Source organism: Massilia sp. 01N410, assembly GCF_056399665.1.
In genome coordinates this window covers 189,422-214,089 of sequence record NZ_JBFTRV010000007.1, presented here as the reverse complement: position 1 = coordinate 214,089, position 24,668 = coordinate 189,422, and the positions used below count along the sequence as shown (strand labels likewise).

Annotated in this window: 20 protein-coding genes; 10 read left to right on the top strand and 10 right to left on the bottom strand. The window is 66.0% G+C overall.

The window, feature by feature from the left end:
* Nucleotides 1-32: 32 nt before the first annotated feature.
* Entirely contained in the window at nucleotides 33-2,885 is a 2,853-nt protein-coding gene (locus AC1DOP_RS12205) for a M16 family metallopeptidase (protein WP_477251380.1), read from the top strand.
* Between the two features lie 73 nt (nucleotides 2,886-2,958).
* Here the strand turns inward: AC1DOP_RS12205 and AC1DOP_RS12200 are convergent, their stop codons facing one another.
* The 4 genes from AC1DOP_RS12200 to AC1DOP_RS12185 all read right to left on the bottom strand — a co-directional run bounded on the left by AC1DOP_RS12200 (nucleotide 2,959) and on the right by AC1DOP_RS12185 (nucleotide 6,314).
* Complete coding sequence (locus AC1DOP_RS12200) at nucleotides 2,959-4,659, bottom strand: DUF2382 domain-containing protein (protein WP_477251378.1); 1,701 nt, start codon at nucleotides 4,657-4,659, stop codon at nucleotides 2,959-2,961.
* A 22-nt stretch (nucleotides 4,660-4,681) separates the two neighbouring features.
* Nucleotides 4,682-5,107: a YsnF/AvaK domain-containing protein gene (locus AC1DOP_RS12195; RefSeq protein WP_477251376.1), complete on the bottom strand. Its 426-nt coding sequence runs from the start codon at nucleotides 5,105-5,107 to the stop codon at nucleotides 4,682-4,684.
* Between the two features lie 92 nt (nucleotides 5,108-5,199).
* Nucleotides 5,200-5,466: a hypothetical protein gene (locus tag AC1DOP_RS12190; protein WP_442121397.1), complete on the bottom strand. Its 267-nt coding sequence runs from the start codon at nucleotides 5,464-5,466 to the stop codon at nucleotides 5,200-5,202.
* Nucleotides 5,463-6,314: a DNA/RNA non-specific endonuclease gene (locus AC1DOP_RS12185; RefSeq protein ID WP_442121398.1), complete on the bottom strand. Its 852-nt coding sequence runs from the start codon at nucleotides 6,312-6,314 to the stop codon at nucleotides 5,463-5,465. The genes AC1DOP_RS12190 and AC1DOP_RS12185 overlap by 4 nt, the downstream gene beginning before the upstream one ends.
* Before the next feature lie 167 nt (nucleotides 6,315-6,481).
* Between AC1DOP_RS12185 and AC1DOP_RS12180 the strand changes: the two genes are divergently transcribed.
* The 4 genes from AC1DOP_RS12180 (at nucleotide 6,482) to AC1DOP_RS12165 (ending at nucleotide 7,759) form a co-directional block, all read left to right on the top strand.
* Nucleotides 6,482-6,874, top strand: coding sequence for a hypothetical protein (locus AC1DOP_RS12180; protein WP_442121399.1), 393 nt, complete (start codon nucleotides 6,482-6,484; stop codon nucleotides 6,872-6,874).
* Nucleotides 6,875-7,138, top strand: a complete 264-nt coding sequence (locus AC1DOP_RS12175; protein WP_442121400.1) for a DUF5985 family protein — start codon at nucleotides 6,875-6,877, stop codon at nucleotides 7,136-7,138.
* Between the two features lie 11 nt (nucleotides 7,139-7,149).
* A complete protein-coding gene (locus AC1DOP_RS12170) occupies nucleotides 7,150-7,416 on the top strand; it encodes a DUF5985 family protein (protein ID WP_477251519.1) in 267 nt (88 codons plus the stop codon).
* Nucleotides 7,417-7,486: 70 nt separating this feature from the next.
* A complete protein-coding gene (locus tag AC1DOP_RS12165; RefSeq protein ID WP_442121401.1) occupies nucleotides 7,487-7,759 on the top strand; it encodes a hypothetical protein in 273 nt (90 codons plus the stop codon).
* On the opposite strand, the gene AC1DOP_RS12160 is transcribed toward AC1DOP_RS12165, so the two are convergent.
* Entirely contained in the window at nucleotides 7,756-8,586 is an 831-nt protein-coding gene (locus tag AC1DOP_RS12160) for a phytanoyl-CoA dioxygenase family protein (protein ID WP_442121402.1), read from the bottom strand. The two genes, AC1DOP_RS12165 and AC1DOP_RS12160, sit on opposite strands and share 4 nt — an antisense overlap.
* Nucleotides 8,587-8,768: 182 nt before the next feature.
* Here AC1DOP_RS12160 and AC1DOP_RS12155 point away from each other — a divergent pair, with 182 nt between their 5' ends.
* On the top strand, nucleotides 8,769-11,084 hold the full coding sequence (locus AC1DOP_RS12155; protein WP_477251373.1) for an ATP-binding protein: 2,316 nt from the start codon (nucleotides 8,769-8,771) through the stop codon (nucleotides 11,082-11,084).
* On the opposite strand, the gene AC1DOP_RS12150 is transcribed toward AC1DOP_RS12155, so the two are convergent.
* Together AC1DOP_RS12150 and AC1DOP_RS12145 are read right to left on the bottom strand one after the other, a co-directional pair.
* A complete protein-coding gene (locus tag AC1DOP_RS12150) occupies nucleotides 11,073-11,498 on the bottom strand; it encodes an NUDIX hydrolase (RefSeq protein WP_442121404.1) in 426 nt (141 codons plus the stop codon). The genes AC1DOP_RS12155 and AC1DOP_RS12150 overlap by 12 nt on opposite strands.
* Nucleotides 11,495-14,800: a response regulator gene (locus AC1DOP_RS12145; protein WP_477251370.1), complete on the bottom strand. Its 3,306-nt coding sequence runs from the start codon at nucleotides 14,798-14,800 to the stop codon at nucleotides 11,495-11,497. Before AC1DOP_RS12145 ends, AC1DOP_RS12150 begins: the two co-directional genes overlap by 4 nt.
* A 139-nt stretch (nucleotides 14,801-14,939) precedes the next feature.
* Here AC1DOP_RS12145 and AC1DOP_RS12140 point away from each other — a divergent pair, with 139 nt between their 5' ends.
* From AC1DOP_RS12140 to AC1DOP_RS12125, 4 genes are all read left to right on the top strand, one after another.
* Nucleotides 14,940-16,055 (top strand): mechanosensitive ion channel family protein, encoded by a 1,116-nt coding sequence (locus AC1DOP_RS12140; RefSeq protein WP_442121406.1) that lies wholly within the window; start codon nucleotides 14,940-14,942, stop codon nucleotides 16,053-16,055.
* 126 nt (nucleotides 16,056-16,181) lie between these two features.
* Nucleotides 16,182-16,508, top strand: a complete 327-nt coding sequence (locus AC1DOP_RS12135) for a hypothetical protein (protein WP_477251368.1) — start codon at nucleotides 16,182-16,184, stop codon at nucleotides 16,506-16,508.
* Nucleotides 16,509-16,845: 337 nt separating this feature from the next.
* Entirely contained in the window at nucleotides 16,846-18,000 is a 1,155-nt protein-coding gene (gene glf, locus AC1DOP_RS12130) for a UDP-galactopyranose mutase (protein WP_442121408.1), read from the top strand.
* 78 nt (nucleotides 18,001-18,078) lie between these two features.
* A complete protein-coding gene (locus AC1DOP_RS12125; protein WP_442121409.1) occupies nucleotides 18,079-18,912 on the top strand; it encodes a metallophosphoesterase in 834 nt (277 codons plus the stop codon).
* Here the strand turns inward: AC1DOP_RS12125 and AC1DOP_RS12120 are convergent.
* From AC1DOP_RS12120 to AC1DOP_RS12110, 3 genes are all read right to left on the bottom strand, one after another.
* Nucleotides 18,899-21,730: a M16 family metallopeptidase gene (locus tag AC1DOP_RS12120; RefSeq protein WP_477251366.1), complete on the bottom strand. Its 2,832-nt coding sequence runs from the start codon at nucleotides 21,728-21,730 to the stop codon at nucleotides 18,899-18,901. The genes AC1DOP_RS12125 and AC1DOP_RS12120 overlap by 14 nt on opposite strands.
* 79 nt (nucleotides 21,731-21,809) lie before the next feature.
* Entirely contained in the window at nucleotides 21,810-23,081 is a 1,272-nt protein-coding gene (locus tag AC1DOP_RS12115; protein WP_477251364.1) for a lipoprotein-releasing ABC transporter permease subunit, read from the bottom strand.
* 79 nt (nucleotides 23,082-23,160) lie between these two features.
* Entirely contained in the window at nucleotides 23,161-24,396 is a 1,236-nt protein-coding gene (locus AC1DOP_RS12110; protein WP_477251362.1) for a glycosyltransferase, read from the bottom strand.
* Nucleotides 24,397-24,668: the final 272 nt, after the last annotated feature.

Sequence of the window (24,668 nt, the reverse complement as noted above, 5' to 3'; positions counted from 1 at the left end):
GTCGCGCACAGTATTTTTCCCAAGGAGATCGCGTGACACAGTTGTCCAAGTTCGTCCCGCTGGCAGCCCTGCCCATGGCCCTGTCCATGGCGCTGCCGGCCCTGGCCGCGCCCGCTTCGGCGCCATCGAAATCCGACGTCCTCCCGTTCAAGGCCACTGAAACACAGCTGCCCAACGGCCTCAAGGTGATCGTGGTGCCGACCGGCTTCCCGAACCTGGTCTCGGTCACCATTCCGGTGCAGACCGGTTCGCGCAATGAAGTCGAGCCGGGCAAGTCCGGCTTCGCCCACTTCTTCGAACACATGATGTTCCGCGGTACCAAGGCCTACCCGCCCGAGAAGTACCAGGAGATCATCACCAAGGCCGGCGCCCGCCAGAACGCCTACACCAGCGACGACCTGACCAACTATTACACGACCTTCGCCAAGCAGGACCTCGAAACCGTGCTGAAGGTCGAGGCCGACCGCTTCCAGCACCTGGATTACTCCGAAGCCGCGTTCAAGACCGAATCGCGCGCCGTGCTGGGCGAGTACAACAAGAACAGCGCCAATCCGATGCAGAAGCTGTTCGAGGTCCAGCGCGATGCCGCCTTCAACACCCACACCTACAAGCACACCACGATGGGCTTCCTGAAGGACATCGAGGACATGCCCAACCAGTACCAGTACTCGAAGGTCTTCTTCGACCGCTGGTACCGCCCGGAGCGCACCACCATCATCATCGCCGGCGACGTCGATCCGAAGAACGCGGTGGCGCTGGTCGAGAAATACTGGAGCGCTTGGCGCCGCGGCTCCTACAATGTCGCGGTCCCGGCCGAGCCCGCCGCACAGGGAGCGCAATACCGCCACGTAAGCTGGCAGAGCCCAACCCTGCCGCTGGTGACGGTGGCCTTCCGCGCCCCGGCCTTCTCGGATACGAAGAAGGACCAGGCCGCGCTGTCGATGCTGCTGTCGCTGTCGTTCGGCCGCACCTCGCCGCTGTATAAACGCCTGGTGCAGGACGAGCAGAAGGTCGACCAGCTGTTCGACTACACCCCGGCACGTGTCGACCCGTCGCTGGTGACCATCGGCGCCCGCGTCAAGAAGCCGGAAGACGCACTGTACGTACGCAATGCCATCCTCGAGACGGTGGCCAAGCTGCGCGACGTCCCGGTCACGAAGCAGGCACTGGAAGATGCCCAGTCCTCGGAAAAATACGGCCTGATCCGCAGCCTGGACAATACCGACACCATCGCCCAGACCCTGGCTTCCTACGTCCACTACGACCGTTCCTACGGCACCATCAACCGCTACTACCGCCTGATCGACACCCTGACGCCGGCCGACCTGCAGGCGGCGGCGCGCAAATACCTGGTCGACGACGCGATGGTGGTGACGACCCTGTCGCACGACGCCCTCCCGGCCGGCATCGAGGCCCTGCCCAAGCTGGCCGACATGGCGCCCAAGGCCACCGACGCCAGGTTCGACGTGCTGGTGCAGAAGACTGCCCTGCCGCAGGTGCGCTTCAAGCTGCTGTTCGAAGCGGGAGCTAGCCAGGACCCTGCCGGCAAGGAAGGCCTGGCCGCCCTGACCGCGGCCATGGTCGCCCGCGCCGGCTCCTTTGATCGCAAGTACGACGAGGTGACCAAGGCCCTGTTCCCGATCGCCGGCGGCTTCGGCGAGCTGACCGACAAGGAAATGACCACCTTCACCGGCACCATCCACAAGGACAACTGGAACCAGTTCCTCGACATCGCCCTGCCCCAGCTGCTCACGCCGGGCTTCCGTGAGGACGACTTCCGCCGCCTGAAGGATGCCCAGAAGAACGCACTGGTGCTGGACTTGAAGGACAATAACGAGGAAGAGTTCGGCAAAGAACGCCTGCAGGCCAATATCTTCGCCGGCACGCCCTACGGGCATCCGGTCCTGGGCACGGTCAAGGGCATCGACTCGATCACCCTGGACGACGTCAAGAACTTCTACCGCCAGGCCTATGCGCAGGGCGCGCTGCGCGTCGGCATCTCGGGTGACGTCAGCCCGGAGATGACCGCCCAGCTGAAGACCCGCCTGGCCGGCCTGCCGGAAGGCGCCGGCCTGCCTCGCATCGCCAAGCCCCAGGGCCGCATGCCGCAAGGCCTGGAAGTCGAGATCATCGAGAAGAACACCCGCGCCACCGCGATTTCCTTCGGCCTGCCGATCGAGGTCAACCGTGCACACCCGGACTTCGCGGCCTTGTGGCTGGCCAAGACCTGGCTGGGCGAGCATCGCGCCTCGAACTCCTACCTGTACCAGCGGATCCGCGAGGTACGCGGCATGAACTACGGCGACTACGCCTACATCGAAGCCTTCCCACGCGGCATGTTCGGCTTTTTCCCGAGCCCGAACCTGGGCCGCAAGTCGCAGATCTTCGAAATCTGGATCCGTCCGGTCGCGCCGCAGAACGCCCACATGGCGCTGCGCATCGCGCTCACCGAACTCGGCAAGCTGATCGACCAGGGCCTGACCCAGGAACAATTCGAAGCCACCCGCGACTACCTGATGAAGAACGTGTTCGTGATGACGGCGACCCAGGACGCCCAGCTCGGCTACGCCCTGGATTCGCAGTGGTACCGCACGCCGGAATTCACGCAGATGATGCGTGACGGCCTGTCGAAGCTGAGCGCGGCCGACGTCAACGCCGCGATGCGCAAGCACCTGTCGGCGAAGAACCTGTCGGTGGTCTTCATCACCAAGGATGCGGCCGGCCTGAAGGACAAGCTGGTGAGCGATGCCTTCTCGCCGATCAGCTACGACGCGACCAAGCCGCAGGCCCTGCTGGACGAGGACAAGGCGATCGGCGCGATGAAGCTGGGCATTCGTCCGGAGGCGGTCAAGATTACGCCGGCGGTGCAGGTGTTTGCGCAGTAAACGCTCCGTTCGGACGTTTCGGACGAAAAAAACGCCGGCCTCGGCCGGCGTTTTTCATGGGACTAGCCCCCGATCACGAAGTGACCTTGTCCCAGCCGTGGCGCACCGCCGCCTTCATCTTCTCCCAGGTCGAGACGCCGTTCCTGCTGTAGCGGGTATCCCAGTCGCTGCGCAGGTCGGATTCGACGTCGTTCCAGTTGCGGTTGCGATACAGGTCGTTGCTGCGCATCTCCGTACCGTAGCGATAGGCCGGCGCGTAATCGTCGTAGCTGCTGCCCGAGCTGGCGTAGTTGCTGTCGTAGTGGCTGCGGTAGGCGCTGTCGCTGTCCGTATCCGGGGTGATCTTGTCCCAGCCGCGGCGGATGGCGGCCTTCATCTTGTCCCAGGTCGAGACACCGCTATTGCTGTAGCGGGTGTCCCAATCGCTGCGCAGGTCGTTCTCGACGTCGCTCCAGTCGCGGTTGCCGTACTTCGCGTTGCGGCGCATCTCGGAGCCGTAGCGGTAGGCCGGCGCGTAGTCGTCGTAGCTCCCGCCCAGGCTGGAGTAATTCTTGTTCCAGTCGTTGCGGTAGTAGCTGTCGTCGTCTTCCAGGTTGGACGCGCGCATCGACGAGCGGTCCTGGCCCAGCGATTCGACCTGCACCTCGGTATGGCGCACGCTGTCGCTGATGTTCTGCTGGCGCTGGGTGACTTCCTTGCCGACCAGGACTTCCTCGACCACGCGGGCGGTCTTCTGGATCAACGGCTCCTCGGCGGTTTCGCGCATCTCGATCGACTGCTCCTTGAAGGCGGTCGAGTCGGACGGCGAGATCGGCTGGTCGACCGGACGGCGTTCCACGTTCACGTGTTCTTCGCGCAGGTTGACGCTTTCATTGACCGGGGTCTCGACCACGCGCGAGAACACGCGCACGCCGCCGCGCTGGACTTCACGCTTGCCGACCTGCAGGTCTTCCTGCACGACCGGAATCGCCGTGCTGCGCTGTTCGTTGAGCATTTCGCCCATGTCGCGCTGCATCGAACCGGTCTGGCCGGCGTCGCGCTGGATCGAGCCGGTCTGGATGGTACCGCCCAGCGAAGCGTCTTCCTCGTCGCGGATAGAGGAACTGCCTTGCAGGGATTCGCCTTCCCGCAGCCGATTACCGGCCTGCATCGAATGCGAGCGCAAGGTCGTCCGGGGCATCGGCTCCTGATAGGTCTGGCCTCCCGGCACCGAATCGTTGAGGGTCTGGGTGCCGAAGGGGACGCGGTCGCCGGTTTCGCCGCTCAGCGAGCCGGCGCCGTAAGAGGGTTCGTGGTATTCGCCCGATTGCGAGGAGATCGGCGCGGACTTCTGGATGCCGCTGCCCGAGGTGGCGCCGGCCGCCAGCATCGCCGGGTCCAGCGAGCTGGCAGAGCCGGTCAGGTCGTGGCGCTCGTCCAGGTCGACCGGGCCGAAGCGCTCGAGGATGTCGGCCGCGCGCTCGACTTCCGGTTCCGATTGGGTAACGAAAGTCAGCACGTGGTGGCCGCGGGTGACGGCGTCCGAATAGCGCTCGACGTGGTCGCCGTTGTCGGAGCCGAACAGGCCGGTGAAGAAGTGCTTGATCTGGGACATGAAGCCCTCGTGCACTTCGCTGGTATGGGGAGTGGTGCCGGTCAGGCTGTCGGTCTGTCCGGTCGGATCGGCGCTGGAGACGTTGACGTCGGCGCGGGTAAAGCCCGAGGCCAGCAGTTCGTCCATTGCATTCTGCGCGTCGCTGCGGTTGTCGAAAACCGCTACAAGGGTATGTTGCATGATAGATCCTCCGATTGACATATCATTCAGGTGGGCGGTCGCCGGCCTCGTCGAAGCGCTCCACGCTGACCTGCTCGGACTTGAGCATGACGGTTTCCGCGTGGTGCTCCTCGCGCCGGGTTCGGGTGATGCGGACTTCCTCTTTGATGCGCACGCGGCGTTCGACCACGAGGACTTCTTCGAGGATCGGCACCACCAGGGTATCGCCTTCGTAACGCGTGGCGGGCGCAGCGTCGAGCGGGACGATGCGGTCCACCGGGACGTGGCTGATTTCAACCTCGTCGCGCGTCAGGCGTTCGTCGATGTGGCAGGGATGCTCGGCGACCGTCTTGTGGATGCGCACGCCGCGACCGGTATCGACAACCCGCTTGTCGACCTGCACTTCCTCGCGGACCACCGGCACCTTGAGTGGCTCCTGTCCGTTTGGTTGCGCTTGGTCAATTTGCACAGTTGATCTCCTCGAATCACGACGCTAGAGCAATCGAGGTTACCGCAAAAGGTGTCTGAACCCGCGCACCATTGACTATCTACAAACGTCAATCATGCGAATGGATTATCGACTGTCTCCACCGGCGGTGGCGGTAACTGGTCCGGCAGATCCCGGCTTTCGAGGCTGGCGACGACCTGTCCCAGCAGCGCATGCAGGCGACGCGCCGCCTCCAGGCCGTGCTTGTCGGCGGTCAGGTCGACGTCGCCGGAAATGGTGATGCGGTCGAGGCGGTTTTCCAGCATCAGGCGGCCGATTTCGATCACATCGGCTTCGTTTGCGTAGGGAACGAAGGCGGGTGCGTCCTCTTTCTTGCTCATGAATTCCTCCTGTCGCCCTTGTTCTGGCGGATGTTCGGCAGTTTCAGCATGCGTTCCTTCTCCTCGTCGCTGAGGGCGGGCAGCAGATTGATGCCGATGATGCGTTCGAGTTCCGGGATCGGGATCACGTTCGGCTTGGCGTCGGCGGTGTTCTCGACGAACCAGGCGGCGCCGGCCTTCTGGCGCGGACTGTATACGAGTTTATACAGGTGGGTCGGCACCAGCACGTTGCCGACCTTGCGCAGGTTGCTGCCCAGGAAGGCGGGGCCGGTCACCACGTACAGGTCGCCTTCCTTCTTCGCCATCCTGCGCACCACGCCCTCGATGCCGGCCCACAGGTGGCGGTTGTTCTCGCCGTCCTGCGGCACGATGTTGGCCAGGCTGAAGCTGTCGCGCTGGCTGTCGCGGTCGGGCATGTCGCCATTCGGCGCCATGTGGCCGCGGTCGTAGCCGCTGCGGGCGTAGTCGGCGAGTTCGGCGCGCTGGCCGGCAGGCAGGCGCTGCTCCGCGTGGAAGGAATTCTCGCGGGTCAGCTGCTGGGCCGATTCCACTTCATTGGCTTCGAGGTGCTCGGCCGACCACAGCGGCGTGCGCGTGATACCCGAATGCATCACGCTGAACACGTTGAAGCACAACTCCGTGGTCTGTGGGGCCAGCTTGGGATTCTGGATCTGCGGTGCGCGGCCGTCGAGGTAATGGTCGGCGCAGGACGCCGGCCCTCGCTGCGCTTCGGACTGGGACGCGACGGGCGCGCCGGTGCGGTGGGTGTCCGCGGCGTGCCGGTCGCAGGCTCCGAGGATCAAGAGGCTGGACGATAAAACGAGCGGAGCGAACAACTTCTGAAGCATGGCGATGTACAAAGATCAAACGTGCCGCCATTGTAGCCGAGTAGTTCTTGCGGGGCGTCAGAAGATCCGTGCAGGGCCGCGCACGATAGAAAACGCCTTTCCAACTGGAATGTTATAGAATTCCCGCTTTCCAAAAGCTAAAGTGCATTTGAGCAAACATATTGGTAATGGATAAACACTCCATTCCCGAGGATCTCCGGCGCTTCGTGCTGACCAGCATCCCTTCGGTACCCTTCCTGGAAGCCCTGCTGCTGATGCGGGCGGATCCGGAGCAGGTATGGACCCGGGATACCCTGGCGCGCCGCCTCTACGTGCGCGACAAAGTGGCGGAGGGCCTGCTCGACGAGCTGTGCCGTTCCGGCATGGCCGCGCCATGGCCGGACGCCAGTGCCGATGCCTTTTGCTACCGGCCGCGCGAAGACGCGCTGCGCGAACGCATCGACCGCCTGGCGGACGTCTACGCGAGCCACCTGGTCGAAGTCACACACCTCATCCATTCTTCCCTCGACCGCAAGGCGCAGCAGTTTGCCGACGCCTTCAAGTGGCGAAAGGATTCCTAAGTGGCGTTTACCATCTACACTCTCTGCGCCCTGACTTCACTGGCCTGTGCCGTGCTGCTGCTGGCCAGTTATCGGCGCACCCGGCACCGCCTGCTGTTCTGGAGCGGCTGGTCCTTCGTGGCGATGACGGTGAATAACCTGTTCCTGGTGCTCGACAAGATCGTGTTCCCCGATCCCGACGTCAACCTGCTGCCGGTGCGCCTGATTGCGGCGCTCGTCTCGATGCTTCTCCTGCTGTATGGCCTGATCTACGAAAAGGAATAACCGTGACCGACATGCTCACCGGCGCCATCGCCATGGCCTCGACCGTGATCGCGCTGTTCTTCCTGCGGTTCTGGCGCAGCACGCGCGACCGCTTCTTCATGTATTTTGCCCTGTCCTTCGGGATCGAAGGCGCCCACCGCGTGTATTCGGCCCTGACTTACCAGGATGCCGAGGACTCGCCGCTGCACTACCTGGTCCGTCTGCTTGCCTATGGCCTGATCATCTGGGCTATCCTGGAAAAGAACCTGCCCCAGCGGAACAAGGACGGCAGCCGGTAGCGTGCGCCCGCCCACCCTGCCCTGCGCCATAATCGCCCGACAGCGATCGACACGCATACAGGAGGAAGCGATGGCAGACCAGCAGAACCGGAACCAGGAACAGGGCCGGAAACAGCAGGGCCGGCAGAACCAGCAGCGCGCCACGCCTGACGAAAACGGCGAGCTCAGCCGCTCTGAAGACCTGCTTCCGGCCGGCGCCGCCGACAATACTGCCGACGGCCGCTTCGAGGTCGCCGAAGAAGTGAACATGGACCAGCAGTCGGACGCCACCCGCCGGGTCGGCAAGGTGCCCAAGGGCATCGCCTCGGATGCCCTGGCCGACTCGCTGAAGAAAGACGACTAGACCGTAACACCCATCCTCAGGCCTTCGATCGTATGGGCCTGGTAAATATCCTCGAGCGAGCTCACCACCCGGCACGTCAGGTGGGCACGCACCTCTTCCGGCAAGCGGTCCCAATAGGCCTGGGTGACTTGCAGATCGTGCTTGTCGGCGTTGCGGGCGTCCGGCGCATCCACGCCCAGCACGAACACGGGCCGCGACTGCTGCGAGCGGTTGGCTGTGCCGCGGTGGATGGTGAGCGCCGAGCGCGCGGAAATGTCGCCCACCCTCGGCAGCTTGCGCTGGGCGCGGGCTTCGTAGCGCGGGTAAAGCGACTTATCAGGGAACATCGGATCGCTGCCGGCAAGATCGTCCCACTGGGTGCCCGGTGCGATCTCGAAGGGACCGATCTCCTCGGTCACGTCGACGGTCGTGATGTTGAAGGCCAGCGAATTCAGGCGCCGTCCCACCAGGGTCGCTTCGGGTGCCGGAAAATCGCGGTGCCAGGGCTGGTGCATGGCGCCCGGGAAGGGAATGTCGAAACCCGTCTCCACCACCTTGTAGTCCGGGCCGAGCACGGCGCGGCACACGGCCACCACCCAGGGATGCGTGACCAGTTCGACGAAGCCGCGCACGCGCTCCGGATGCACCTCGACGTAATAGCGCTGCGGGCCGCGCTCCAGGACACCGCCGGGGCGCGCCTTCGCTTCCGCGAACAGCTTCTCGATGTCTTCCTTCAGATGCGCCACCCATTCCTGCGTGAACGCGCCCTTGCAGGCGATGATGCCGTCGCCATACAGGCCACCCATGATGGCGCCCATGTCGTATCGTTCGTCGATTCCATTGCTCATGATTCTTCCTCCTGGGTCGCCATCCTAACGCCAAGCCGGCAAGCGGCGCGCACGGCCGATGGTTGACATTGGGTGGGACTACTCCTACATTGCCTAGACAATCGACTAGACAGACACTGCATGAACCCTGCGCCTCCTGCCAGCCCCGCCCGCCGTACCGCCATTGTCCCGCGGAGGCCGGCGTGAACCAGTCCGCGCGCGGCCGCGTCCTGTTCGTCTGCGACCGCCCGCAGGCCGATCCGGCCGTGGCCAGCGTCGCCGCCGAGCTCGGCTATGACGTACTGCGCGTGCGCAGTGCAGACGAAGCCCTCGAATACATCGCGCCGCCCGGCTTCGCCCTGATCCTGGCCGGCTATACGGGCAAGGTGGACGACTTCGCCGCCTCCCTGAAGCGCCTGCGCGCGGCTTTCCCGCCGGTGCCGCTGGTTGCCGTCGGGCTGCCGCGGCAACGCGACTTCAAGGTCGACCCGCTATACGAAGCCGGCGCCCTGTCGGTGCTGGAAGAGCCGATCTCGGTGCCGATCCTGAGGGCCAAGGCGCGCTTCTACCTGGACGCCTATGCCACCGCGGCCGAGCGCACCCGCGCCGAGGCGGCGCTGGAGGAAACCCGGGCGCGGCTGGAGTCGACCATCGCCGCCGCCGAGGTGGGCGTCTGGAGCTGGCAAGTTGGTACCGACCGCGTGGTCGCCGACCGCCGCATGGCCGCCCTGTTCGGCCTCGGTCCGGAAGACGCAGAAGGCGCGCCGGTGGCGTCCTACTTTGCCGCCGTTCATCCGGACGACCGTGCTGGCGCCGAAGCCTGCCTGGCGGAAGCCATGGCCGCCGGCCGGCCGTACGAAGCCACCTACCGGGTGCGCGGACCGGAGGGCGACTGGCGCTGGCTGCTGTCCCGCGGCCGCATCGAAAGCAGCCGCGGCGACCGGATACTGCGTGGCGCGGTAATCGATATCACCATGCAGAAGCAGGCGGCCGAACGCCTGCAGGCCAGCGAGGAACGCTACCGCACCCTGTTCGATTCGATCGACGACGGCGTCTGCGTGATCGAGATGCTGTACGACGAAGCCGGCGAGCCTTGCGACTACCGCTTCCTGGAGGTGAATCCGGCCTTCCTCGCGCATACGGGGCTGGAGAATGCGGTCGGCAGGACTGTGCGCAGCATGGTGCCCGCGCATGAAAGCCACTGGTTCGAAACCTATGGCCGGGTCGCCACCACCGGCGAGCCGATCCGCTTCGTCGACGAAGCCGCGGGACTGGGACGCTGGTACAACGTCTACGCCGCCCGCGTCGGACCGGCCGGTAGCCGCAAGGTGGTGGTGCTGTTCACGGACATTACCGAGCGCCGCCTCACCGAACTCGAACTGCGCCGCCTTGCCGACGACCTGGCCGAACAGGACCGCCGCAAGACCGAATTCCTGGCGACCCTGGCCCACGAGCTGCGCAACCCGCTGGCGCCGATCCGCAGCGGCCTGCAGCTGATGCGGCGCGCCAAGGGCGACCCGGCCGCGCTGGCGCGGGTGCAGGACATCATGGACCGCCAGCTCGACCACCTGGTGCACCTGGTCGACGACCTGCTCGACGTGGCCCGCATCACGCGCGGCCAGATCGAGCTGAAACCGGAATGGCTCGAGCTCGACGCGATGGTGCGCGCCGCGGTCGATACCAGCACGCCGCTGATCGAGTCCTCGCGCCACAGCCTCGACCTGCGCCTGCCGGCCGAACCGCTGCACCTGTACGCCGATCCGATCCGCCTGACCCAGGTGATCAGCAACCTGCTCAACAACGCCGCCAAGTACACGCCGCGCGGCGGCGCCATCCTGGTCGCCGCGGAGCGTGACGGCGACCAGGCCGTGATCGTCGTGTCCGACAACGGCATCGGGATCCCGGCCGAGTCGCTGGAATCTGTATTCCGGATGTTCACCCAGGTGCCGCACCCGACCCAGCGCGGTCAGGGTGGCCTCGGCATCGGTCTGTCGCTGGTGCGCAGCCTGGTCGCCCTGCACGGCGGGACCATCACCGCGGCCAGTCCCGGCATCGACGCCGGCAGCGTGTTCACGCTGCGCCTGCCGCTGGCAGGCATGGACCGACCGGCGCTGCCGGAGGCACGGGTAGCGGCGGCGGACGAGCCGGGCGCCTTGCGCCTGCTGGTGGTGGACGACAACCGCGACGCCGCCGAAACCCTTTCCGCCCTGCTCGGGATCATGGGCCACACCGCGCCGATGGCGGCCGATGGCCACCAGGCCCTGCGCATGATCGCCAGCCTGCGCCCGCAGGTCGTGTTCCTCGACATCGGCATGCCCGGCATGTCGGGCTATGACGTGGCGGAGGCGGTGCGCGCCGATCCGGCGCTGGACGGCGTCAGGCTGGTGGCCCTGACCGGTTGGGGCGGCGAAGCCGACCGCGCCCGTTCCAGCGCGGCGGGCTTCGACGCCCACCTCACCAAGCCGGCGACGGTGGCCGCGATCGAGGCCGTACTGGCGCGCCTGGCCTCACCAGCCTAGGCCCAGCAGCCGCTGAGCCATGCGCGGCCAGCACAGCTTCGCGACCTGCTCGCGCGTGGCCCAACGGAAGCCGTCGGTTTCCGGGGTCGGCTTGCCCGTCACGTGGTGCGGAAAAAAGCTGCGGCACACCAGGTGCCCGAGGTCGGGCAGTTCGTCGCCCACCTCCACCTTGTACAGGTGCAGGCATTTGTCGCGCCGGTAGTCGAAGCGGCCCAGGTCGACGAAGCGCTCCGGATCGAAGGCCAGGCCGGCCTCCTCCCACAGCTCGCGCATCGCCGCCGCCAGCGTGCCTTCGCCCGGGTCCTGCAAGCCTTTCGGGATATCCCACTTCGGGGTGCCGGTGACGTGGCAGATCAGCAGGCGGCCGGCGCCGTCGACCACCAGGGTGCCGCAGGAGACCGCAAGTTCGCTCATGGCAGGCCCCGCGCGGCGGCGGCCAGCGCCTGCTCCAGCGCTTCCAGGCTGACCGGCTTGGTCAGGTGCTGGTCGAAGCCGGCTTCCTGCGACTGCCGCTGGTCGCTCTCGGAACCCCAGCCGGTGAGTGCGATCAGCACCACCTTGCGCAGCAAGGCGCTGCGGCGGATCTCGCGCGCCACCTCGTAGCCACTCATGCCGGGCAGGCCGATGTCGAGGATGACCAGGTCGGGCACGAAGTCGCGCGCCGCCCGCAGGCCCTGCACGCCGTCGTGCGCCACCGTGGTGGTGTGGCCCAGCACCTCCAGCAGCGCCACCAGGCTGTCGGCGGCATCCAGGTTGTCGTCCACCACCAGCACCCGCAGCGGGCTGTCGGCCGCCTCCTCGGCGGGCAAGCCGTCCGCGGCAAGCAGTGTCTGCGCATGCGGGGTTCCGGGACGCAGCGGCAGGCGCACCGTGAAGGTGCTGCCCTGACCGCGGCCGCCGCTGAAGGCGCTCACCCGGCCGCCGTGCAGCTCGACGAGGCGCCGCACCAGCGACAACCCGATCCCGAGGCCGCCCTGGGCGCGATCGAGGCTCCCGCGCACCTGGGTGAACATCTCGAACACCGAACCGATGCTCTCCGGCGGAATGCCGATGCCGCTGTCCGCCACCGCGATCACCGCGTGGCCGTCCTCGCGCCAGGCCGACAGCGCAATGCGCCCGCCCGCCGGCGTGTACTTGGCTGCGTTGTTCAGCAGGTTGGACAGCACCTGCACCATGCGCGTGACGTCCGCCTCCAGCTCCAGCGGCTCGGGCGGCAGTTCCACACTCAGGTTGTGGCCGTGGGCCTCGATCAGCGCGGTGCTGGTCTCGACGGCGGTGGCGACGATGGAGCGCAGCAGCACCGGCTCCTTCTTCAGCTCGATCTTGCCGCGCGTGATGCGGGCGATGTCGAGCAGGTCGTCCACCAGGTGGATCAGGTGGCCCAGCTGGCGGTCCATCATGCCGTGCACACGCTCGGCGGCTTTCGGATCGCCGGGCGCCAGGCGCAGCAGGTCGAGGCCGGTTCGGATCGGCGCCAGCGGGTTGCGCAGTTCGTGCGCCAGGGTCGCCAGGAACTCGCTCTTGCGGTGATCGGCTTCCGAGAGGTCGGTCGCGACCCGGCGCAGCTCGTCCTCGGCGCGCTTCTGCGCCGTGATGTCGCGCGTGATGGTGGCCAGGCCGATGTTCTGGCCATTCGCGTCGCGCACCGCGAAGCCCTTGAAATAGACCGGGATCGGTTCGCGCCCCTCGGGCTGGGCCAGGCGCAGCTCGCCCTCCCATTCGGCCTGCTCGCCGGTCAGGGCCGCCATCATCTGGTCGCGCACGAAGCCGCGGTCTTCGCGTGGGAAGAAGTCCAGCATGCGCCAGGCCGCGATATTCGTGTCCGCCGTCAGGCCCGCCATGCGGCGCCCGGCCGGATTCAGGTAGATGCCGCCGGCGTCCGGCGTGAAGATGCCGATGAAGTCGGAAGACTGTTCGGCCACCGCGGCCAGGCGCCGGATCCCTTCCTCGGCGCGGCGGCGGTCGGTCTCGTCGCGGAAGTAAAGCGCCAGACCCTCTTCGTCGCCGGTGCCGGGCGACTCCATCGGGAAGGAGTTGATCTCGAGCCAGCGCGCCTCGGCCTCGTCGTAGACTTCGATGCGGCTGCGGGTGCGCTCGTGGGCGCTGCGCCGCAAGGCCTGCTCGTCCGGGCCGCCGCGCAGCTCGGGGAACAGTTCCCAGAACTGGCCGCCCACCAGGTCTTCGCGGCGGCGCCGCGTCTGCGACTCGAAAGCGCCGTTGGCATAGGTGATGCGCCACTCGCGGTCGAGGGCGACGAAGCCCTCGCTCATGCTCTCCAGGATCGCCCGCGAACGGTGTTCGGCGGCCTGGCGCTCGGCCGCCTCGTGGCGCTGGCCGATCACCAGCGAGGCGGTGTTCGCCAGCAGGGCCAGCGCCGATTCCTCCTGCGGCGCGAGGTGGCCGGCATCGCGGTAATACAGCGTGAAGGCGCCCAGCACCTCCCCGGACGGCGCCAGGATCGGCAGCGCGCGGCTGCCGCCCAGGCCGTGCTCGAGGGCCAGCTCCTGGCGCCCGGTCCACAGCGGATCGCTGGCGATATCGTCGGTGGCGACGGCCTCGGCGCGCCAGGCCGCGCTGCCGGCGGCGGCAGCGACAGGGCCGATGCGCACGGCGTCGATCGCGAGCTGGAATTCGAGCGGCAGCGAGGGGGCGGCGGCGTGGCGCAGAAATTCCCCGTCACCCGACATCAGCTGCACCGAGGCCAGCGCGGCACCGCCGCTGTAATCCTCGGCGGTGCGGGCCAGTACATCGAGCACGTCGCCAAGCGGGGCGTCGGTGACGGCCAGTTCGAGGGCGCCGCGCTGGCCCACCGCCAGCGCATTCGCACGGGTTCGTTCGGTGACGTCGATCCCGTGCAGCAGCACCCCGGACACCGCGCCGTCCGGATCGCGCAGCGCCATGCAGACGAAGTCCAGGAAGTGCTCGTCCAGCCCGGCGCGCGGCGCCGAGGCGCGCAGCAGCAAGCGCGCATTGCTGGCGTCGACCGCTTCGCCGCTGCGGTAGACCTTGTCGATCAGCTCGACGAAGTCCTGGCCCTCCAGCTCCGGCATCGCGGCTTGCAGCGGCTGCCCGGCCAGGGAACGGCCGCCGGCCAGTTCGACGAAGCGCTGGTTGGCCATGTCGACCACGTGGTCCGGGCCGCTCATCACGCACATCAGGGCCGGGGCGCGCTGGAAGATGTCGCGCATGCGCTCACTGGCCGACTCGATCTCGCGGTAAAGGCGGTCGCGGTCGGCCTGGGCCCGGCGCTCCGTGCGTTCCAGCTGCTCGTCGCGGTGCCGGATGGCGGCCTGGTGGCGCTCTTCCTCGATGCGGGCGAGTTCGGCTCGCTTGCGGTACAACTCGATGAAGACGCCGGTCTTGGCCCGCAGTACCGTGGTGTTGAAGGGCTTGGTCATGTAGTCGACCGCACCCAGCGCATACGCGCGCTCGATCGGGAACTCCTCAGCGTCGCCAGCGGTCAGGAAGATGATCGGCAGCGCCTGGGTGCGGGGATGCTGGCGGATCAGCTCCGCCAGCTCGAAGCCGTTCATGGTCGGCATGCGCACGTCCAGCAGCACCACCGCGAAGTCGCGCGCCAGCACTTCGCGCAGCGCGGCCTCGCCCGAGGTCACGGAAACGAGTTCCTCGGCCAGCCCGGCAAGCGTTGCCTCCAGCACCGCCAGGTTGGCGGGCTGATCGTCGACGAGGAGGATGCTGGTATGGTCGTTCGCCATGCGGAAAGGACTGTTGCGGGCAGGATGATGCAAATAAGGCAATGTATGCTCCACGCTTCCGAAAGTCAATTGTGCGCACCTCAGCGCCGGGCGCCCCCAAACTAGGACGGGTTTTTTCGAATGTCCCCGGAGTGTATCGATGCGTGTTCCCGACCTGGCCCACCTGCGCCAGCTTGATTTCCTTGGCAATTCCCTCGAAGACTGGGCGCTGGCCCTGCTGGCCACGGTGCTGGCGACGGCCGCCATGGCCACCGTGCGCGCCCTGGTGCTGCGCCGCATGGCCGCGCGCTCGGCCGCGACCGAGACCAGGATCGACGACCTGGTCGTCAAGATGCTGTCGCGGACCTATCTCCTGTTCATCGTCGCCTTCGGCATCTATTTCGGCAGCACTTTCCTGGAGCTGAGCCGGCCGCGCGCGCTGTTCGTCTCCCGGGTCGGCGTGGCCGCCCTGCTGATGCAGGTGGCGGTCTGGGGCGACGTCGGCCTGCGCGCCTGGCGCAACCAGCTCTACCAGGCCCAGGACAGTACACGGCGCAATTCCAGCGCCATCCTCGGGTTCAGCCTGCGCCTGACCCTGTGGGTGATCGTGTTCCTGATGGTGCTCGATAACTTCGGCGTCAACATCACGGCCCTGGTGGCCAGCCTGGGCGTGGGCGGCATCGCGGTGGCGCTGGCGGTGCAGAATATCCTCGGCGATCTCTTCGCCTCGCTCTCGATCACCCTCGACAAACCCTTCGAGATCGGCGACTTCATCATCGTCGGCGAGGTGCTGGGTTCGGTCGAGCACATCGGCCTGAAGACGACCCGGGTGCGCGGCCTGGGCGGCGAACAGGTCGTGTTCTCGAACGGCGACCTGTTGAAAAGCCGGATCCACAACCACAAGCGGATGGAGACGCGGCGGGTCGCCTTCGTGCTGCGCATCGCCTACGGCACCAGCGAGGAGCTGCTGTGCCGGGTGCCGCGCATCATCCGCGAGATCATCTCCGCCAAGCAGAACGTCGACTTCGAGCGGGCGCATCTCTTCCAGTGGGGAGAGTGGTCGCTGAATTTCGAAGTCGTCTATCACTTCCGCAGCCCGGACTACATCCTGCACATGGACGCCCAGCAGGACATCTTCCTGGAGATCTACCGCCGTTTCCAGGAGGAAGGTATCCGCTTCGCCCATCCGCTGTCGATCGTACGCCTGGCCGATCCGCCGTCGGTGCTGATGCAGGCCGCCACAGGGACGCCGCCCGGAGCTTCCTGGCGCCATTAGTCAGCCAGACTCTTCCTACAAGCCTGCCATGGCATCTCCTATAGCGCACGATATGCTGGTTGCATAGAATGAACACATCTCCTCTGACGAGGATTTCATGGCAACCATTCATGAAGGAGAATGATCATGGCACAAAACAACCAGCAAAACGGAAATCAACAGAATCGTAACCAGCAGGGCAGCAAGCAGCAAGGCGGCAACCAGCAGAGCGGCGGCCACAGGATGGACCAGGATCGCGACCAATCCTCGCAGAACCTGGACCGGGACAGCCAGCAGGGTAGCCGGCAAAGCGGGCTGCAGCAGGGCAGCCAGCAAAGCAATCGCCAGGTCAACCAGCAGAGTGACGATTTGCTGAGCGATAATAGCGTGGACAATTCCTCGAATATGCGCGGCGGTTCGTCGCAACAGCAGACGCGGCCCGGATCGCAGGGCAGCAAAAGCGACAAGCGCTGATCTTGCCTGACGCGCTACACCTTCGACTGCCGGCCCTGCCGGCGGTTCTCGTTTACAGACCAAAATTGTTGTGATGCATCACAGCAAGCCGCCCCGTCCATCACTCCATCTATACCCCTTCCGGCGCATCCAATTGTGCGATGCCGAATGGGTGATCGATGATATATTTTTGGCACGATATTGAACGCCGCGCCCCACGCAGGGCCGGCCGCGCATGCTGCCTGTGCCTGTTTCCTGTGCACTCTGCTCCGCCCCATGTTCACATCCTGCACCCAAGCATCAGGTCTTGCGGCCGCCGCAAGCCTGCGGATTCAACTCAACAGTTAGGATAAAACAGATGAAAAAAAATATCGCCATCGTCGGCGCGGGATTCTCGGGAGCCGTGATCGCCAACCAGCTCGCAAAGGCGGGCTATAACGTCGAAGTCTTCGAGTCCCGTCCCCATGTGGCGGGCAATTGTCATTCGGAACGTGATCCGGAAACCGGTGTCATGGTCCACGTCTATGGACCGCACATCTTCCACACCGATATCGAACGCTCTTGGGAATTCGTGACGCGTCACATGGAGTTCATGCCCTACGTGAACCGCGTGAAGGCGATCACCAACAATGCCGTCTACACCCTGCCGATCAACCTGCTGACCATCAACCAGTTCTTCGGCAAGACCATGCGTCCGGCCGAAGCCCAGGAATTCCTGGCCAAGCTGGGCGACAAGTCAATCGAGAACCCCACCACCTTCGAGGAACAGGCGCTGCGCTTCGTCGGCCGCGAGCTGTACGAAGCCTTCTTCAAGACCTACACCATGAAGCAATGGGGCCTGCACCCGAGCGAACTGCCGGCCAGCATCCTGAAGCGCCTGCCGGTACGCTTCAACTACGACGACAACTACTTCAACCACAAGTACCAGGGCATGCCGAAGGACGGCTACACGGTGCTGGTGGAGCGCATCCTCGACGTCCCGGGCATCACGGTGCACCTGAACACCAGGTTCGACCCGGATTCGAAGGTCGACTACGACCACGTGTTCTACAGCGGCCCGATCGATTCCTGGTTCAAGCATGCCGAAGGCCGCCTGCCCTACCGCACCCTGGACTTCGAAGTCTTCCGCGCCCAGGGCGACTACCAGGGCAACGCCGTGATCAACTACTGCGACGATGCCCAGCCCTATACCCGCATCACCGAGCACAAGCATTTCTCGCCGTGGGAGCAGCACGAAGGCTCGATCATGTACAAGGAATTCAGCCGCCAGTGCGAAGAAAAGGACGTGCCCTACTACCCGATCCGCCAGGCGCGCGAGAAGGCCCAGCTGGAGCGCTACGTGAACCTGGCCAGGCAGGAAGAGAACGTGACCTTCGTCGGCCGCCTCGGCACCTACCGCTACCTCGACATGGATGTCACCATCAACGAGGCGCTGAGCACCGCCGATACCTTCCTCGACGCCGCGCAGAAGAACGCGCGCATGCCGGCGTTCGCGATCGACCCGCTGGCCTGAGCGCCGCGGCACCCGGTGCGGTGCGCCTGGCTCCCGTCCGGCGCACCGGCTCCGCGTAACGGCTATACTGGTCCGATCATGCGAATTCAGCTTTTTTCGGACCTGCACCTCGAGCGCGACCCCGGCTTCGAACCCCTCATCCACCCCGGCACCGACGTGATCGTACTGGCCGGCGACATCGGCTCCTACCAGGCCAGGTCGCGCCTGCCGGACGAAGATTTCGGCCTGGCGCGCTTTTCCCCTCGACGCAATGATTTCGGCGCCGCCAGGGTGCTCTACGTCCCCGGCAACCACGAATTCGACGGCCTCGAACACGACGACGCCTACGAACGCCTGCAGCGCGTCTGCAATTACCTCGGCATCGAATGGCTGGACCGCGAGACCATCGTCGCCGGCGGCGTGCGCTTCATCGGTAGCACCTTGTGGAGCGACTTCGACGCCCTCGCCGGCCAGGAACGGGAATTGACCAGGCAGCTGCAGGCGCGCGGCAAGGCCTTCCGCGCCGCCAACTACTACCTGAGCAAGAACACCACCTTCCGCAAGGGCGAGCCGGTGCTGGCCGAGCAACAACGCGAGATGTCGCTGGCCTGCCAGGAATGGCTGCGCGCCGCCCTGGCCGCGCCATTCGACGGCCCGACGGTGGCCGTGACCCACTACGCGCCCAGCCTGCGCAGCGCAGACCCGCGCTATGGCCTCACGCCGGGCACGGCCGGCTTCTGCAACAGCATGGATGCCCTGATTCCCTGGGCCGACATCTGGATGCACGGCCACCTGCACTGCGCCAACGACTACGTGGTCGAAGGCGAAGCCGGGGGCCGGCCGCGTGCCTGCCGCGTGGTCGCCAATCCGCTCGGCTATGCGAACAAGGGCGAGCAGGCGGCCTTCCAGCCGGAGCTGGTCATCGAGGTGTGAGCGTCTCCGGATTCAGCACCATCTGCACATAGTTGCCGGTATCGAAATAGCGCTGCGCCGCCCGCTTCACATCGTCCGGCGTGAGCCTGGCCGCGCGCTGCAGCTGGTCGAGGACGCGATGCGGATCGCTGCCGTAGAGTTCCGCGCCGGCCAGGTGCGCCGCCCAGAAGGCGTTACTGCGCAGCATACGCGGCCAGGACTGGCCCCAGTTCCGCTTGACCTTGTCGAGGTCGGCCGGATCCGGTCCCTCCTTCTTGATGCGCTCGATTTCCGCGAACAGGGCCGCCGTCACGCGCTCGACCTGGTCGGGGCCGGTCGGCAGCGTGGTGCCGATCCGGTAATGCTCGTAGGGCGTGCGCTTGATGCCGCCGCTCATGCGGCCGCTGTAGATGAGGCCCATCTTTTCGCGCAGGACCTCGACGATGCGCAGGTTCATGACCTCGACCAGCGCGTCCAGGCGCAGCTGCTCGTCGGGCGACCAGCTGGCCGGGCCGGTAAAGTTCAGGGACAGCGTGCTCTTCGGCTCGGAACCGGCCTTCACTTCGCGCTTGATCACGCCGCCCGCGTAGCGCAGGCCGACGTCGCGGTAAGCCAGCGGCAGGTCCGGCGTCGGCAAGCTGCCCAGGTAGGCGGCCAGCATCGGCTTGAGCTTCGCCAAGTCGACATTCCCGACCACCACGAAGGTGAAGCCCCTGGCGCTCGAAAAGCGCTGGCGATAGAGTGCCAGGCTGCGGTCGAGGTCGACCTTCGGCAGGTCGGCCAGTACCGTGGCGCGCGGCTCGTACGGGTGATTCGCGTACAGGGTGTCGACCAGCGCGTCGGCAAAGCGCGTCTGCGGCAAGGCGTCGCGCTGGCGCAGGACTTCCTCTTCCTTGGCCAGGTAGGACTTGTACAGGCCTTCGTCGCGGCGCACGCCGTCGAAGCGCAGCCACAACATCTGCAGCATGGCTTCGATCTCGCCTGGCGTGGCGCCGGCGACGCCGGTGGCGACTTCGACGTCGGGACCGAGCTGCAAGCCGGCGTGGGCGCGGCGTCCCGCCATCATCTTGCCGAGTTCGAGCGGCGAGAAATCCTTCAGGCCCATGGCGGCCGCCAGGGCGCTGGCGTGGCGGGCGTTGACCAGGTCCTTTTCGTCGAACAGGTTCTGGCCGCCGTGGCGCCAGGCCATCAACATGACTTCGTCCTGCTGGAAGGTGGTCGGCTTGACGATGGCCTTGACCCCATTCGAAAACGTCAGCCGGGTCACGCCCAGCGATTTGTCCTCGCTTTCGGCGACGATGGCGCCGGGCTTCGGCGGCGCTTCCATCAGGCGGCTGGCCACCGCCTTTTCCTCGCGCGCCGATACTGCGGCCCGTTCGCCGGCGGCGGCTTCGGCCAGCAGCTGGCTTGACGCCGGTGCGGGCGCCGCTTCGCCGCCGGTGTAGATCACCAGCTTGGCCGAGTCGCCGGGGATGGTCTTGCGGGCGAAGGCATTCGCTTCCTCCAGCGTGATGGCCGGCAGCATCTCCTGCACGATGCGGTGCTCGGCCTCGCTGCCCGGCAGCGCTTCGCCGGTCAGGAAGTTGCGCAGGTACTCGGCCACGTAGCTGCCGGACGAGGTGTTGTTACGTTCGTTGTAGCTGCGCTCGTGGCTGCGCTGCAGGCTCTTGCGCGCGCGCTCCAGTTCGGCCTCGCTGAAGCCGTGGCGGCGCGCCCGCTGCTGTTCCTGCAGCAGCGCCGCCAGCGCCGGCGCGCTGCCGCCCGCACCCAGCACCGCGCGCGCCGTATAGGCGCGGTAGCGCGGTGTCATCTGTCCCAGCCCGCTGCTGGCGCCGACGAAGGGCGGATTCGGCTGTTGCGACAGCTCGGCCAGGCGCTGGGCCAGCATGGCGCCGGTCAGGCGTTCGAGGAGGCGCTCGCGGTAGGCGCCGTAGGTGTTGCGCTCCGGCGCCGGCGACGCCGGATAGTGCACAGACACGGAATTGATCGGCAGTTCGCGGTCGGTCACCGCCAGCGCTTCGGTGGCCGCCAGCGGCACGATCTCGGCATAGGTGCGCGGACGTGGCGCGGCCGGATTGCGCAGCGCGCCGAAGTGCGCCCTGATCTGCTTTTCGAGTTCCTCGGGCTCGACGTCGCCCACCGCCACCACCGCCATCAGGTCGGGCCGGTACCAGTCGCGGTAGAAGCGGCGCAGCGCGTCCGGCTTGAAGCCGCGGATCGAATCGTCGGTGCCGCCGATATGGCGATCGGCATAGCGCGAACCGTTGAACAGCTTCGGCTGCACCAGCTTGCCGACGCGCTCGCCGACGCCCTTGCGGGTGCGCAGCTCCTCGAGGACGATGCTGCGCTCCTGGTCGATGCCGGCATCGTCGAAGGCGATGCCGTGGGCCCAGTCTTCGAGGATGGTGAAGCCCTTGTCGATGTGCTCCTGGCTGTCGCTCGGCACCGGCAAGATGTACACCGTTTCGTCGTAGGAGGTATAGGCGTTCAGGTCGGCACCGAACTTCACGCCGATCGACTGCAGCCAGGACACCAGCTCGTGTTTCCTGAAATGGGTCGAGCCGTTGAAGGCCATGTGCTCGGTGAAGTGGGCCAGGCCGCGCTGGTCCTCGTCTTCGAGGATGGAGCCGGCCTTGACCACCAGGCGCAGTTCGAGGCGGCGCGCCGGATGCCTGTTCTGGCGGATGTAATAGGTCAGGCCATTGGACAGCTTGCCGATCTTGACGTCGGGGCCGGTCGGGACCACCGCGTCCGGGTCGAAGGCGGCGGCGGAAATGCCGGGTGCCAGCAGCGCGGCAAGCGCGGCGGCGAGGACGGTACGGGAGAGAATGCGGCGCATCCAGTGCTTCCTTGCAGGTTGAAAAACAACCCGCAGAGCTTATCAGCCGCAAACCTCCGAATGTGCGCGGATTCTCACCTCATTCATAGCGCAGCGCCGCCGCCGGCTGCAGGCGCGCCGCCGACCAGCTCGGATACAGGGTTGCCACGAAGGCCAGCAGCACCGCGACCCCGCCGATGCGGCCGACATCGGCCCAGCGCAGGTCGCTCGGCACTTCGCTGATGAAATAAATGTCCTTGGCCAGGAACTGTACGCCGAACAGGTGCTCGATGGCGGGCACGATCACGTCCACGTTCAGCGCAACCAGCACGCCGAACAAGACCCCGAGCAGGGCCCCGAGGATGCCGACCAGGGTGCCCTGGATCACGAAGATCCGCATGATCGAGCTCGGCGAGGCGCCCAGGGTGCGCAGGATGGCGATGTCGGCCTGCTTGTCGCGCACCGTCATCACCAGGGTCGATACCAGGTTGAAGGCGGCCACCGCGATGATCATGGTCAGGATCACGAACATCATGCGCTTCTGCGACTGCACCGCGGCGAACCAGGTGGCGTTCACGCGGGTCCAGTCGCGCACCATGAAGCGCTCGTCGAGGCTGCGCGCCAGCTCCACCGCCACGCGCGGGGCCGCGTACATGTCGGCCAGGCGCATGCGCAGCCCGGTGGGCGCGGTCAGGCCCTGCAGGCTCTCGGCATCCTCGATGTGGACGAAGGCCAGGGCCGAATCGAACTGGTAGTTACCGGAATCGAAGACGTCGGACACCCTGAACACCCGCTGGCGGGTGGCGATCTGCCCCGGCTGGCCGGAGGTGCCCGGCGCGGCCACCAGCAGGCGCACCTTGTCGCCGGCCTTGACCGCGAGCGAGCGTGCCAGCTCGCTGCCCAGCACGACGTTGTTGGAACCGGCCGTCAGCGACGACAGGCTATGCGACTTGGTCTGCTGCGCGATCTCGGACACCGCCGCCTCGGCTTCCGGCAGCACGCCGCGGATCACCACCGGCTTCATACTGTCTTCGCGCAGCAGCATGCCCTGCAGCTCCGCGAAGGGCGCGGCGGCCTTGATTTCGGGGTTGCGCAGGGCCTGCTGTTCGAGCGAACGCCACTCCGGCATGGCGCCGTCGGCGGCAATCACTTCGACGTGGGCCAGCACCGACAGCATGCGCGCGGTAACCTCCTTTTCGAAGCCGTTCATCACGGACAGCACGACGATCAGCGCGGCCACGCCGAGGGCGATCCCGGCCACGGAGATCAGGGAAATGAAGGACAGGAATCGGTTGCGGCTGGCGCGCTTGCCGGCGCGGGTGTAGCGCAGGCCGATCAGCCACTCGTAAGGCAGACGGTGCAGGATACTCATCCAGCGATTTTGCCACAAAAGCAAAAATCCGCCCACGCGCATCGCTGCGCCGGGGCGGATTTATTTCAGGCCGGGCAGATTATTCGGCTGCCTGGGCCTTGAGCGGCTGCTGGTCGACGTCGACCGCCGGTGCTGTTTGCTTGATGGGCAGCGGGCTGACGTTGTCGGCGCCGGCTCCGGCGATGTCGGCCAGGTGGGCCTTCAAACGCTGGGCACGGTTGGCCGGCTCGGTGGTCTGGATCAGCCGGTGCATCGCATTCGCGGTGTTGTCCCACGAGGTGCGGGCCACGATGGCGCGCATGCGCCCGGCCAGCGAGGCCTTCTGTTCCGGAGTCGCGTTCAGCATGCGCTCGCAGGCCTCGATGAACTCTTGCGGAGTCTCGGCGATGGCGACCACGTCACCGTAGGGCACCTTGACGTCGGTGATCGGCGTGCTGACCGACGGCAGTTCGGCGGCCATGTACTCCAGCACCTTGGTCGGGCTGATGAACTTGGTCGACTCGTTCATCGCGAACGGCAGCAGGCAGACGTCCCAGCCGGCCAGGAACTTCGGCAGCTCCTCGTAGGTGCGCTGGCCCATGTAGTGGATGTTGGCAGCATGCGGCAGGTGGGCCGGATCGATCTTCACGACAGGGCCGACCAGCACGATCTGCCAGTCCGGACGGGCGGCGGCCATATCGCGGATCAGTTCGGTGTCGAAACGCTCGTCGATCACGCCGTAGAAGCCGAGGCGCGGATGCGGGATGTTCGCCTGGTCCGGGTGGCTGTACGAGCGGTCCCGGGCCTGCTGGAAGTGCCTGGCGTCGACGCTGCTCGAGAAGCAGTGGGCGTTGTTGTGGCGCTCCTTCTTCGAGTTGTACAGGCTCGGACCGCCGGTGAAGCACAGGTCGGCGATGTTCAGCAGGGCGCTCTCGCGCTGCAGCAGCTGCTTCGGCGCGTTGCGGAAGGCTGCCAGTTCGTCCATGCAATCGTACACGACCAACGAAGGCTCGAAGCTTTGCAGCAGCGGCAGGGCCATCGGGGTGTAGAACCAGACCACCGGCTTCTCGCCTTCCGGCACGAGGTCGGCCAGCAGGGTCTGCAGGGTCGGGATCTGGTCGTCATGGAAACCCGGTGCATGGATCGCGGTATGCGGCTGGCACACCGTGATGTTCGGCGCGACGGCCGTTTTCTTCAGGTGCGCCTGCCCTTCGTGGTAGACCGGTTCCTCCACGATGAGGATTCGGTAGTGTTCCGCCAGGCGCGTCATCAGGTGCTGGGGACGCTGAAAGACAAAGTCCCAACGCAGGTGGCAAAACACGATCAGGGTTGGCATTTTTCAAGTTCCTTTCGCCTCAGGGCGTTCTCGTTGATCTGGAATTCAACCGGCGGAACCCTTCGCATGTCGCTTGGCGGCGGCAGGATTCCGGTTGCCGGACCCGAGAATCGTAACATGCAAAATTCTCAAGATTTTCATTTACCAATTGCAATATTAATAACGAGTAACAGAAATGAGAAAACGGCACTCTGCCTCCCTAGGGAAGCTTGTGACTATCGGTAAAAAATGTAGGCGCACTCCTACGATTAATCAGGAAAAAACACTACGAA

Coding starts and splice junctions, on each gene's coding strand:
- AC1DOP_RS12200 (WP_477251378.1), bottom strand. CDS start 4,659: ATGCAACATACCCTTGTAGCGGTTTTCGACAACCGCAGCGACGCGCAG.
- AC1DOP_RS12190 (WP_442121397.1), bottom strand. CDS start 5,466: ATGAGCAAGAAAGAGGACGCACCCGCCTTCGTTCCCTACGCAAACGAA.
- AC1DOP_RS12185 (WP_442121398.1), bottom strand. CDS start 6,314: ATGCTTCAGAAGTTGTTCGCTCCGCTCGTTTTATCGTCCAGCCTCTTG.
- AC1DOP_RS12180 (WP_442121399.1), top strand. CDS start 6,482: ATGGATAAACACTCCATTCCCGAGGATCTCCGGCGCTTCGTGCTGACC.
- AC1DOP_RS12170 (WP_477251519.1), top strand. CDS start 7,150: ATGCTCACCGGCGCCATCGCCATGGCCTCGACCGTGATCGCGCTGTTC.
- AC1DOP_RS12165 (WP_442121401.1), top strand. CDS start 7,487: ATGGCAGACCAGCAGAACCGGAACCAGGAACAGGGCCGGAAACAGCAG.
- AC1DOP_RS12160 (WP_442121402.1), bottom strand. CDS start 8,586: ATGAGCAATGGAATCGACGAACGATACGACATGGGCGCCATCATGGGT.
- AC1DOP_RS12150 (WP_442121404.1), bottom strand. CDS start 11,498: ATGAGCGAACTTGCGGTCTCCTGCGGCACCCTGGTGGTCGACGGCGCC.
- AC1DOP_RS12145 (WP_477251370.1), bottom strand. CDS start 14,800: ATGGCGAACGACCATACCAGCATCCTCCTCGTCGACGATCAGCCCGCC.
- AC1DOP_RS12140 (WP_442121406.1), top strand. CDS start 14,940: ATGCGTGTTCCCGACCTGGCCCACCTGCGCCAGCTTGATTTCCTTGGC.
- AC1DOP_RS12135 (WP_477251368.1), top strand. CDS start 16,182: ATGGCACAAAACAACCAGCAAAACGGAAATCAACAGAATCGTAACCAG.
- glf (WP_442121408.1), top strand. CDS start 16,846: ATGAAAAAAAATATCGCCATCGTCGGCGCGGGATTCTCGGGAGCCGTG.
- AC1DOP_RS12125 (WP_442121409.1), top strand. CDS start 18,079: ATGCGAATTCAGCTTTTTTCGGACCTGCACCTCGAGCGCGACCCCGGC.
- AC1DOP_RS12120 (WP_477251366.1), bottom strand. CDS start 21,730: ATGCGCCGCATTCTCTCCCGTACCGTCCTCGCCGCCGCGCTTGCCGCG.
- AC1DOP_RS12115 (WP_477251364.1), bottom strand. CDS start 23,081: ATGAGTATCCTGCACCGTCTGCCTTACGAGTGGCTGATCGGCCTGCGC.
- AC1DOP_RS12110 (WP_477251362.1), bottom strand. CDS start 24,396: ATGCCAACCCTGATCGTGTTTTGCCACCTGCGTTGGGACTTTGTCTTT.